The 10,542-nt window shown below is 76.8% G+C and carries 10 protein-coding genes and 1 pseudogene; 8 read left to right on the top strand and 3 right to left on the bottom strand.

From position 1 onward, the window contains the following. A pseudogene (locus ABD52_RS33785) lies at positions 1-133 on the bottom strand (chromosome segregation protein SMC); the annotation flags it as partial. Between the two features lie 545 nt (positions 134-678). Between ABD52_RS33785 and ABD52_RS33780 the strand changes: the two are divergent. The 6 genes from ABD52_RS33780 to ABD52_RS33755 all read left to right on the top strand — a co-directional run bounded on the left by ABD52_RS33780 (position 679) and on the right by ABD52_RS33755 (position 5,988). After that, positions 679-1,167 (top strand): YbaK/EbsC family protein, encoded by a 489-nt coding sequence (locus ABD52_RS33780; RefSeq protein ID WP_013287627.1) that lies wholly within the window; start codon positions 679-681, stop codon positions 1,165-1,167. After that, positions 1,164-1,892 (top strand): monooxygenase, encoded by a 729-nt coding sequence (locus ABD52_RS33775; RefSeq protein ID WP_013287628.1) that lies wholly within the window; start codon positions 1,164-1,166, stop codon positions 1,890-1,892. Before ABD52_RS33780 ends, ABD52_RS33775 begins: the two co-directional genes overlap by 4 nt. After that, positions 1,889-2,443, top strand: coding sequence for a GNAT family N-acetyltransferase (locus ABD52_RS33770; protein WP_013475767.1), 555 nt, complete (start codon positions 1,889-1,891; stop codon positions 2,441-2,443). Before ABD52_RS33775 ends, ABD52_RS33770 begins: the two co-directional genes overlap by 4 nt. A 117-nt stretch (positions 2,444-2,560) precedes the next feature. Continuing rightward, positions 2,561-3,364 carry a carotenoid biosynthesis protein gene (locus tag ABD52_RS33765; protein ID WP_047894408.1) on the top strand — a complete coding sequence of 268 codons (804 nt, stop codon included), beginning with the start codon at positions 2,561-2,563 and terminating at the stop codon, positions 3,362-3,364. Further along, positions 3,361-4,488 carry a glycosyltransferase family 2 protein gene (locus ABD52_RS33760; RefSeq protein WP_047894410.1) on the top strand — a complete coding sequence of 376 codons (1,128 nt, stop codon included), beginning with the start codon at positions 3,361-3,363 and terminating at the stop codon, positions 4,486-4,488. Before ABD52_RS33765 ends, ABD52_RS33760 begins: the two co-directional genes overlap by 4 nt. Before the next feature lie 12 nt (positions 4,489-4,500). Then, positions 4,501-5,988 (top strand): NAD(P)/FAD-dependent oxidoreductase, encoded by a 1,488-nt coding sequence (locus ABD52_RS33755; protein ID WP_013475765.1) that lies wholly within the window; start codon positions 4,501-4,503, stop codon positions 5,986-5,988. A 96-nt stretch (positions 5,989-6,084) separates the two neighbouring features. Here ABD52_RS33755 and ABD52_RS33750 read toward each other — a convergent pair whose 3' ends face one another. After that, complete coding sequence (locus ABD52_RS33750; RefSeq protein ID WP_013287633.1) at positions 6,085-6,774, bottom strand: CDP-alcohol phosphatidyltransferase family protein; 690 nt, start codon at positions 6,772-6,774, stop codon at positions 6,085-6,087. Between the two features lie 44 nt (positions 6,775-6,818). After that, the gene (metF, locus tag ABD52_RS33745; RefSeq protein WP_013287634.1) at positions 6,819-7,736 is read right to left on the bottom strand and encodes a methylenetetrahydrofolate reductase [NAD(P)H]; all 918 of its coding nucleotides are present in this window, start codon (positions 7,734-7,736) and stop codon (positions 6,819-6,821) included. A gap of 226 nt (positions 7,737-7,962) precedes the next feature. On the opposite strand from metF, the gene ABD52_RS33740 reads away from it, so the two are divergent. Together ABD52_RS33740 and ABD52_RS33735 are read left to right on the top strand one after the other, a co-directional pair. Further along, positions 7,963-9,411 (top strand): helix-turn-helix transcriptional regulator, encoded by a 1,449-nt coding sequence (locus tag ABD52_RS33740; protein WP_047894407.1) that lies wholly within the window; start codon positions 7,963-7,965, stop codon positions 9,409-9,411. 62 nt (positions 9,412-9,473) lie between these two features. Further along, on the top strand, positions 9,474-10,542 hold a 1,069-nt coding region (locus ABD52_RS33735; RefSeq protein WP_047894406.1), incomplete at its 3' end, for a polyprenyl synthetase family protein.

The following is a 10,542-nucleotide window of genomic DNA, read 5'->3' as shown; positions in this document are numbered from 1 at the left end:
GGCCGAGGCCGCCCGCACCCGCCCCGACGGCCTCGGCCAGCCCGTCGCGGGCCACCGCGAGCAACTGGGCGGGGGTGCGGTGCGGCAGCACGTGCGCGGGCACCGTGGGCGCCTGGGCCGGACTGGTCGGCATGGGTCTCTCCTCCGCGTGTGGCCGGGGCGGGCGGTCGCGCGACGGGGAACGTCGCCCGGTCGCCCGGAGCGGTCGGTGCGGAGGAAGACGCACCTTTCAGGTGGCGGCCGGCCGGATGTGGACGCTTCCCCACACCCACACCCGGCCGGCGTGCCGGCGGGTCCGTCGCCCGCCGCCCGGGGGTCGTGGGCGGCGGGCGACGACCTGCCTGACGGGCCCGGACTCGCGACTGTCCGAGACCCGGTGCGGCCCGCGGTGCCGCACCTCCCGGAAGCCGGTGCCGCGAAACACCGCTTCCGGAGCGTTCGACGAGTGCGCGACCGGCTCGGATCAGGCCGGGCCAGCCGGGGAGCTGAGCCGCTTGCCGTTCGGGTCGAACCGAACGTCGAGCGAACCTGACTTCGAGCCGGAATCGAACACTCGTTCTAACTACCCTGACAGTACACCTCCCCACCGACGAAAACGCAACGTGTGACGCGCCGGGGACGCACGGGAGGGCGACGGCCCCCGGCGGGGCCGTCCCGGGGTGGGGGAAGAATAGGTACATGCAGCCACACCCGAACGTGCAGGCGGTGCAGCGCGCGCTCGACGACGCGGGCGCGCGGAACGGATCGGGCGAGGCCAGCCTCGTCCGACTGCTGCCCGACGCGGTGCACACCGCCGCCGCGGCGGCCGAGGCGCTCGGTGTCGCCGTCGGCGCCATCGCCAACTCGCTGATCTTCGACGCGGACGACGCGCCGCTGCTGGTGCTCACCTCCGGCGCGCACCGGGTGGACACCGCCGGGCTGGCCGCCACGCTGGGCGTGACCCACCTGCGCCGGGCCACCCCGGAGTTCGTCAAGCAGCACACCGGGCAGGTGATCGGCGGCGTCGCACCGGTCGGCCACCCCGCTCCGCTGCGCACCGTCGTGGACACCGCACTGGCCGGGTACGACGAGGTGTGGGCCGCAGGCGGCGTACCCCGGGCGGTGTTCCCCACCACGTACGCGGAACTGCTGCGGATCACCGCCGGCACCCCGGCCGAGGTGGCGTGAACCCCGGACTCGTCACGCTGCACGTGTGGCGTGTGCCCCGCCGGGCCGTACCCGGTGTGCTGGGCCGGATGGCCACCCACCCGGCACGGCTGCGCCGGCTGCCGGGCGTCCGCTTCGCCAAACTGCTCGGCACCGGGACCGGCACCGGCTTCGGCCCCGGCGACGCCGACCTGACCCGGTGGGCCGCACTCGTGGTCTGGGACTCCCCCGCCGACGCGGCCGGCTTCGACGCCTCCCCGGTCGCCCGCTCCTGGGCCCGGATCGCCCGCGCCGCGGTACGGGTGGACCTGCGCCCGCTGACCAGCCGCGGCCGGTGGTCCGGCCGCGAGCCGTTCGGCACGCCGTCCGGCGGACGGGTCACCGGGCCGGTGCTGGCGCTGACCCGGGCCCGGCTGCGGGCCCGCCGCGCGGCCACGTTCTGGCGGGCGATCCCGCCGGTCGCCGGCGCCCTGCACGCCGCGCCCGGCCTGCTCGCCCGGTTCGGCGTCGGCGAGGCGCCGCTGGGCTGGCAGGGCACTGTGAGCGTGTGGCGCGACCCGGCGGACCTGGTCGCGTTCGCGTACCGTTCCCCGGAGCACCGCGCCGCGATCACCCGTACCCCCACCGAGGGCTGGTACGCGGAGGAACTGTTCGCGCGGTTCGCGGTGGGCGACGTGGTCGGCGACCGTACGGTGCTGGGCTGGGCCGCCGAGGGCGCCCCGGAGACGGCGAGAGGGCACGCATGAGGCTGGTGCGGTGGACACCGGACGACCTGGTCCGGCGGCTGGACGACGTGGTGGCCGTCTACGGCGAGGCGATGGGCTACCGGCCCGACCTGCTGGAGGCCCGCCGCGGCTACATCGCCACCCACGTCCGCCGGCCCGGCTTCCGCGCCGTCGCCAGCCTGACCAACGAGGGACACCTGGCCGGTTTCGGGTACGGCTACCGGGGCGCCACCGGGCAGTGGTGGCACGACCAGGTGCACCGGGCGCTGAACGCGCAGGCCCGGCAGCGCTGGCTGGCCCACCCGTTCGAGGTGGTGGAGCTGCACGTCCGCCCGCCCGCGCAGGGGCACGGCCTGGGCGCCCGCCAGTTGCGCGCGCTGCTCGCCGTGGCCGAGGGCGACACCACGCTGCTGTCCACGCCGGAGGCCGACGAGGAGAAGTCCCGGGCCTGGCGGCTGTACCGCCGGTTCGGCTTCGTCGACGTCCTGCGCCACTTCCACTTCCCCGGCGACGAGCGGCCGTTCGGCGTGCTCGGCCGGGACCTGCCGCTGCCCCCGCCGGGCGCCCCGTGAGCGCGAGGAGTGAGCCGGGTTTGCGAGCCCCGCAGTCGCGAACGAAAGGGCGACACCGTGAGCGCGAGGAGTGAGCCGGGTTTGCGAGCCCCGCAGTCGCGAACCAGAAGCGTCGTGATGGCCCGGCTGCCCTGGGCGCTGCTGGCCGCGCTGGTGCTCGCCCAGATCTGCTACCCGCTCACCGGCGGCGCGACCCGGGCCGGGCTCACGGTGGCCACCGTGGTGCTCGGCTGGCTGCTCTCGGTCGGCCACGCGCTGCTCACCCGCGGCGTCCGTACCGCCGTCGCGCTGGTCGCGGTCGTCACCGGCGGCGGGTTCGCGGTCGAGGCGATCGGCGTGGCCACCGGGTTCCCGTTCGGCAGCTACGACTACTCCGGGGAGCTGGGCCCGAAGCTGGCCGGGGTGCCGCTGATCATCCCGCTCGCCTGGACCTGGATGGCCTGGCCGGCCTGGCTCACCGCGGTCCGGCTGGTCCGTTCCCGCATCGCGCGGATCGCGCTCTCGGCGGTCGGACTGGCCGCCTGGGACCTGTTCCTCGACCCGCAGATGGTGGCCGAGGGCTACTGGACCTGGCTCGACGCCACCCCGGCGCTGCCCGGGCTACCCGGCATCCCGGTCAGCAACTACCTCGGCTGGCTGGGCTTCGCGGTGCTGCTCGCAGTCGCGCTGCGCCCGCTCGCCGGGCCGTCGGCGGACCGGGTCGACGGCCGGGACGCCCCGATGTTCGCGCTCTACCTCTGGACGTACGCCTCCAGCGTGCTGGCACACGCGGTGTTCCTGCGGCTGCCCGCGTCGGCCCTGTGGGGCGCGGCCGGGATGGCGGTGGCGGCGGTGCCGCTGGCGGTGACGCTGTGGCGGGCCCGCCAGCGGGACCGGGCCGGCGCGCCGGAGCCGGCGTCGCGCGTCGACGCCCCGGCATGATCGCCGCCCTCGCGCTGGCCGTGGCGGTCGCCGCGCTCACCGGGCACACGCTCGTCAACGCGCTCGCCTGGCTGCGCCGCCCGGCCACCGGCCCGGCCGAGGTGGACGAGCCGGTGGCGGTGCTGCTGCCGCTGCGCGACGAGGCCGAACGGGTCACCCCATGCCTGCGCGCGCTGCTGGCCCAGCGCGGCGTACCGGACCTGCGGATCGTGGTGCTCGACGACGGATCGACCGACGGCACCGCCGACGTGGTCCGCGCGGTGGCCGGTGACGATCCCCGGGTCACGCTGCTCACCGGCGTCGCCCCGCCGCCGGGCTGGCTGGGCAAGCCGCACGCCTGCTGGCAGCTCGCCACCCGTACCGGCTCGGAACCGGCAGTGCTGGCCTTCGTCGACGCCGACGTGGTGCTCACCCCGTACGCGGTGGCGGCGGCCGTGACCGAGTTGCGCGCGGCTGACGCGGCGCTGCTGTCGCCGTACCCCCGGATCGTGGTGCGGACGGTGGGCGACCGGCTGGTGCAGCCGCTGTTGCAGTGGTTGTGGCTCACGTTCCTGCCGCTGCGCGCGATGGAGCGCTCGCGGCGGCCCTCCCTCGCGGCGGCGGGCGGGCAGTTCCTGGTCGTGGACCGGGCCGGCTACCTGCGGGCCGGCGGGCACGCGGCGGTGGCCGACAAGGTGCTGGAGGACATCGAGCTGGCCCGGGCGGTGAAGCGGGCCGGCGGGCGGATCGCGCTCGCCGACGGCTCCCGGCTGGCGTCCTGCCGGATGTACGACACCTGGCCGCAGCTGCGCGACGGCTACACCAAGTCGCTGTGGGCGACGTTCGGGCACCCCACGGCGGCGGCGGCCGTGCTGGCGCTGCTGGTCGCGCTCTACGTCGCGCCGCCGCTGCTGGCCGCCGGGGCGCTGCTCGCCGGCGCGCCGGCGGTGGCCGCCGTGGCGTTCCTGGCCTACCTGGCCGGCGTCGCCGGGCGGGTGGTCAGCGCCCGCGCCACCGGCGGGCGGGCGTGGCCCGACGCGCTGGGCCACCCCGTGTCGGTCGTGGTCCTCGGTTGGCTGACCGTCCGGTCGTACCATCTGCGGAAGCGACGCCGGCTCACCTGGCGGGGTCGCCCGGTCACCTAGGAGGGGCACGCCATGGCGCGCATCGTGGTCATCGGTGCCGGGGTGGGCGGGCTCGCCACCGCCGCCCGGCTCGCGGTCACCGGGCACGAGGTCACCGTCCTCGAACGGGCCGGCACGGTCGGGGGCAAGCTCGGCCGGTACGCCCACCACACCCCGGAGGGGGTGTGGCACTTCGACACCGGGCCGAGCCTGTTCACCCTGCCGCAGGTCTTCCACGACCTGTTCGAGGCGACCGGGGCGAAGCTCGACGAATACCTCGACCTGGTCCCGCTGGACCCGATCGTGCGGCACGTCTTCCCCGGCGGCGGGCAGGCGCTCGACTCCTGCGCCGACCCGGACGAGTTCGCCGCCCGGATCGGCGCCGCGTTCGGCGACCGCTCCGCCGCCGACTGGCGCGGGCTGTGGCGGCGCGCCGACCGGGTGTGGGCGGCCTCGCACCGGGACATCCTGCGCCGTACCGTCGACTCGCCCCGCGACCTCGCGGCGCTGGCCTGGCGGCTGGGCGACCTGGCCGCCATCGGCCCCGGCCGCAGCCTGCGCGGGCTGGGCCGCCGGCACCTGTCCGACCCGCGGATGCGGATGCTGCTGGACCGGTACGCCACGTACACCGGCGCCGACCCGCGCCGCGCCCCGGCCGCGCTCGTCGCCGTCCCCTACGCCGAGCTGGCGTACGGCGGCTGGTACCTGCGCGGCGGACTGGGCACGCTCGCCGACGCGCTGCTGTCGCGCTGCCTGGACCTGGGCGTGGTGGTGCGCACCGACGCCACCGTCACCCGGATCGACGCCGCGGGCGGGCGGGTGCACGGGGTACGCGTGGCCGGGGCGGCCGCACCGATCCCGGCCGACGTGGTGGTGGCGAACGTGGACGCGCTCACCGTCTACCGGGACCTGCTGCCCGACCCGCGCCGCCTGGCCGCGCTCACCGACCGCAGCCTGGCCGGGTTCGTGCTGCTGCTGGGCGTACGCGGCGACTCCGGGCTGGCCCACCACACCGTCTTCTTCCCCCGCGACTACGACGCCGAGTTCGACGCCGTGTTCGGTGACCCGGGTCGCGGGGTGCGGGCCCGCCCGGCGCCCGACCCGACCGTGTTCGTCACCGCCGCCGACGACCCGGCGGTCCGCCCGGACGGCCACGAGGCGTGGTTCGTGCTGGTCAACGCGCCCCGGCACGGCACCGCCGCGAGCGCCGTGAACTGGCGGCGGCCCGGCCTGGCCGAGGCGTACGCGGACCGGATCCTCGACGTGCTGGCCGAACGCGGTGCCGACGTGCGGGACCGGCTGGTGTTCCGGGAGATCCGCACCCCGGCCGACCTGGACGCGGCCACCGGCGCGCCGGGCGGGGCGATCTACGGCACCGCGGGCGGGCTGCTGCGCCCGGCCAACCGGGGTCCGGCGGCCGGGCTCTGGCTGGTCGGCGGCTCCAGCCACCCGGGCGGCGGGCTGCCCATGGTCACGTTGTCCGCGGAGATCGTCGCCGAGGCGGTCGGCCCGGCCTGGTGAGGGTGTAAGGAGGGGGCCCTTCTTAACGCCTCCGGTAGAGGAAGGGCCCCTTCTTAACACGGGCTGACCGCCGCGCCGGCTACGCGGGCGCGGCGGTCAGCCGGCGTCGACCAGGGCGCGGCGGACGGCGGAGAGCAACTGCCCCAGGCCGAACCCGGCGAGCAGCACCCAGACCGTGGTGGCCATGGTGATGGTGCCGGCGGTCAGGTCGGCGTCGATCAGCCCGGTGAGCCCGGCGACCAGCAGCCCGACCAGCGCGACGCAGACCCGGGTCGGCCGCTCCCCCACAGTCACCGCGCCGATCTCCCGCATCCCGGCCGAGACCGCGCGCGCCCGCACGTACTCGTGCAGCCAGGACAGCCCACCGGCCGCCGCGACCAGCGCGCCCGGCGCGCCGAGCAGCCAGAACGCGACCAGCCAGGCCACCTCGCCGAGCCGGTCTGCGACCGAGTCGTACACGTAGCCCAGGCGCGTCGTCCGGCCGGTCGCCACCGCCACCGCGCCGTCGACGCTGTCGGCCACGGCCGCCAGCAGCACGAACAACGCGCCCAGGAACGGCCCGTTGCCGGGCCGCTCCACGAACAGGGGTACGCAGAAGCAGAGCAGCACCCCGAACACGGTCACCGGGGTCGGGCCGACGCGCAGCCGGCCCAGCACGTAGCCCACGTGGTAGGCGAAGCGCAGCCAGGCGCGCACCACCGGCGCGGCGGTACGCGGATCGAAGCCGCCGTGCAGCCGCGCCCACGCGGTCGCGTACTGGTCCCAGTTCAGCTGTGTGCCCACCACGGATCAACCGTAGAAGCACGGCGCGGGTGTCGTGTGGCGGGTGGTCACACCCGTGCGGCGGCGCGCAGCCGCTGCCACACCTCCCGGGTCGCAGTGGACCGGTTGAGCGTGATGAAGTGGATCCCCGGCACGCCCTCGTCGAGCAGCTTCTCGCACATCTCGCTCGCCTGCTCGACGCCGAGGCGGCGGACCGCCTCCGGGTCGTCGGCCACCTGCTCGAACCGCTCGGCCAGCGCCGGCGGGAACGGCGCGCCGGACAGCTGCACCGAGCGTTCGATGGTGCCGATCTGGGTCACCGGCATCACCCCGGCCAGGATCGGCGTGTCGCAGCCGGCGGCTGCGACCCGGTCGCGCAGACGCAGGTAGTCGTCGGCGTCGAAGAACATCTGGGTGATCGCGAACTCCGCGCCGGCCCGGCACTTGCGGACGAAGTGCGCGGTGTCGCTGTCCACGTCCGGCGAGCGCGGGTGCTTGTACGGGAACGCGGCCACGCCGACGCTGAAGTCGCCGCTGTCGCGGACCAGCCGGACCAGGCCCTCGGCGTACCGGACGCCCTCGGGGTGGGCGATCCACTCGCCGCCCGGGTCGCCCGGCGGGTCACCCCGCACGGCCAGCACGTTGCGCACCCCGACCGAGGCCAGCCGGCCGATCACGTGCCGCAGCTCGGCCACCGAGTGGTTCACCGCGGTCAGGTGCGCCATCGGCAGCAGCGTCGTCTCGGTGGCGATCCGCTCGGTCACCGCGACAGTGGTGTCGCGGGTCGAGCCGCCCGCGCCGTAGGTGATCGACACGAACGAGGGCCGCAGCGACTCCAGCTCGCGGATGGCCTGCCAGAGCAGTTTCTCCCCGGCCGGGGTCTTCGGCGGGAAGAACTCGAAGGAGAACGTGGGGCGGCCGTCACGGATCAGCTCCCCGATGGCCGGCTGGGGATTGGGAAGGACCGAGGGAAGACCGAGCGCCACGGACCGACTGTAACCGGGACGGCACGCCGCATCGGGAATCTTCCCAGCCCGCGAACACCTGTCCCGGCGCGACGTCGTACCCCGGGGGTAGAAATGCGGCAGCGCGGTGGGGCGGCCGACGGCCGTTCCGGGGGCCCGCGCGGGGGTCGCCACGACGGCGACGCGCCGGCGCCACCACTGGCCGGGCGTCCGCGTCGCCATCCGCGCCGTCGCCCCGGAGGTTCCGATGATCCCGTCCCCGCCGCCGGGCCCGCGCCTGCTCGGGCCGCTGCTGGCCGAGTTGCGGGCCGCCCGTGGCTGGAGCCAGCAGCGGCTGGCCGCCGAGCTGTGCGCCGCCTCCGGCGTGCCCACGCTGACCCGCAACGAGGTGTCCCGCTGGGAGCGCCAGCTGCGGCTTCCCGGCGACTTCTGGTCCGCCTGGCTGGCGACGGTCCTGGGGGTGCCGGGCGAGGTGCTGGCCGGGGCCGCCGCGCGCAGCCGCCGGCTGGGCGTGGCGCCTGCGGTGGTCGACCCGGCCGGGTCCAGGGCCCGGCTGGCCCTGCTCACGCTCGCGTACCGCTGGGCGGCCGACCCGGGCGGCCGCACGCCGGCCGGTCCGTTCGCCGCCGCGCCAACGCCGCTGCCCGGCCGTCCCGGACGGGACGACGAGCACCGGACCGGCCGTCCCGTCCCGCGCATGTCCGTCGCGGACGAGTCCGGGCCGCTCGGCGTCCACGTCCTGCGCGGGCCGGACGACGAGCCCGCCGGTTCCGGTCGTGGTCACCCGGCGGACGGGGTGACGCTCGCCACGCTGCGGCGCTGGGACGACATGCTCGGCGGCGGCGACCTCGCCGGGCACGGCGCCCGCCGGCTGCGGCAGGCGGTCCGCGGCTACCGGCGCGCCGGGCCCGCCGGCCGTCGCGCGATGCTGCCCGCTCTCGCCGAGTCGGCGCAGCTCGCCGGGTGGCTGGCCGCCGACGCGGGCGACCTCGGCGGGGGCCTGGTCGCGTACCGGCTGGCGCTGCGGGCGGCGGTGGCCGCCGGGCAGGCGCCGCTGGCCGGGCACGTGCTCGCGTCGGCCAGTCACCTGCTGGCCGACGCCGGTGACCCGGCCGGCGCGCTGGTCCTGGCCCGGATCGGGTACGCCGCCGGCCGTGCCACCGCCTCGCCCGGCCTGCGGGCGCTGCTGCTGCACCGGGTGGCGCTCGCCGCCGCGCTCGCCGGGCGTCCCCGCGCGGCCGGGCAGGCGCTGGCCGGTGCCGATCGGGCCGGCACGCCGGAGCCCGGCCGGGAGCCGCCCTGGCTCTACTGGCTCGACGCGGCCGAACTGGCGGCGATGACCGGGCGCACGCTCGTCGCGCTGGGCCGTCACGCCGCCGCAGTGCCGCTGCTGACGCCGGTGGTGGGCGCGCGGGGCCGCCCGCGCCGGTCGGCCGTGTACGGCGGCTGGCTGGCCCGCGGGCACCTGGGCCTGGGCGCGGTGCCCGAGGCGTGCGCGGTGGCCGGCGAGGCGCTGCTCGACGCGGTCCGGTCCGGATCCCCGCGGGCCGTCGGCCAGCTCACCGCGTTCCGTCGCGGCCTGGCGCACGCGCCGCCCGGTCCGGCCACCCGGGGGTACGCGCGACTGGTCACCGCGGCCCGCCCCTACCTGCCGTCCGGCGTGCCGCGCCACCTGCGCGACAGTCCGCGCCGGTGAGCCACGAGGCACGCCGGGGCGGGGGCGCGGCGGGAACGGGTGCGAACCGCTAGCGTCGTGGCGTGACCCACGCTGCTCCCGTATCCCCCGTCGACCGTGCCGGCCTGCGCCAGCGGATCGACAAGGCGCTCACCGAGTTCCTCGCCGGCCAGCGCGGCTGGCTGACCGCCGTCGACGACGGCCTGCTGCCCGTCGCCGAGGCGATCGAGGCGTTCGTGCTGGGCGGCGGCAAGCGGCTGCGTCCGGCGTTCGGCTACTGGGGTTACCGGGGCGCCGGCGGGGTCGACTCCGACCAGGTCGTCGCCACCCTTGCCGCACTGGAGTTCGTGCAGGCCAGCGCGCTGATCCACGACGACCTGATGGACCGGTCGGACACCCGGCGCGGCGAGCCGGCGATGCACAGGCGGTTCGCCGCCCGGCACCGCACGGCCGGCTGGGGCGGCGACGCGGACTCCTTCGGCGACGCTGCGGCGATCCTGCTGGGCGACCTGTGCCTGGTCTGGTCCGACGAGCTGCTGCACTCCTCCGGCCTGCCGCCGGCCACCGTGGCCCGGGCCCGGCCGGTCTTCGACGAGATGCGTACCGAGGTGACCGTCGGGCAGTACCTGGACGTGCTGACCCAGGCCACCGGGGACACCTCGCTGGACCGGGCCGCCAAGGTGGCCCGGTACAAGTCGGCGAAGTACACGGTCGAGCGTCCGCTGCTGCTCGGTGCCGCGCTGGCCGGCGCGCCGCCCGAGGTGCACGCCGCGTACTCGGCGTACGGGCTGCCGCTGGGTGAGGCGTTCCAGCTCCGCGACGACGTGCTGGGGGTGTTCGGCGACCCGGAGCGCACCGGCAAGCCGGCCGGCGACGACCTGCGCGAGGGCAAGCGGACGTACCTGGTGGCGGCCGCACTGGAGGCGCTCGACCCGGCCGGCCGGGAGGCACTGCTGGCCGGTCTCGGCGTACCGGACCTGGACGCGGCCGGGGTGGACCGGCTGCGTGAGCTGATCACGACGAGCGGCGCGCTGGATCGGGCCGAGCGGCACATCACCGCGCTCACCGAGAGCGCCCTGGCCGCGCTCACCGCTGTCGACCTGGACACCGAGGCCCGCCAGGCCCTGGTCGACCTGGCCATCGCCGCCACCC

Origin of the sequence: Micromonospora sp. RV43 (assembly GCF_001029515.1) — a bacterium.
GTDB classification, from domain to species: Bacteria; Actinomycetota; Actinomycetes; order Mycobacteriales; family Micromonosporaceae; genus Micromonospora; species Micromonospora aurantiaca.
The sequence above is the reverse complement of the archived record's forward strand: the minus strand, read 5'-3'. Positions and strand labels throughout refer to the sequence as shown.

Bases quoted from the DNA above. Each gene is read 5' to 3' on its own strand.
- ABD52_RS33740 (WP_047894407.1), top strand. From the start codon at position 7,963: ATGATCCCGTCCCCGCCGCCGGGCCCGCGCCTGCTCGGGCCGCTGCTG.
- ABD52_RS33760 (WP_047894410.1), top strand. From the start codon at position 3,361: ATGATCGCCGCCCTCGCGCTGGCCGTGGCGGTCGCCGCGCTCACCGGG.
- ABD52_RS33780 (WP_013287627.1), top strand. From the start codon at position 679: ATGCAGCCACACCCGAACGTGCAGGCGGTGCAGCGCGCGCTCGACGAC.
- ABD52_RS33765 (WP_047894408.1), top strand. From the start codon at position 2,561: ATGGCCCGGCTGCCCTGGGCGCTGCTGGCCGCGCTGGTGCTCGCCCAG.
- ABD52_RS33770 (WP_013475767.1), top strand. From the start codon at position 1,889: ATGAGGCTGGTGCGGTGGACACCGGACGACCTGGTCCGGCGGCTGGAC.
- ABD52_RS33755 (WP_013475765.1), top strand. From the start codon at position 4,501: ATGGCGCGCATCGTGGTCATCGGTGCCGGGGTGGGCGGGCTCGCCACC.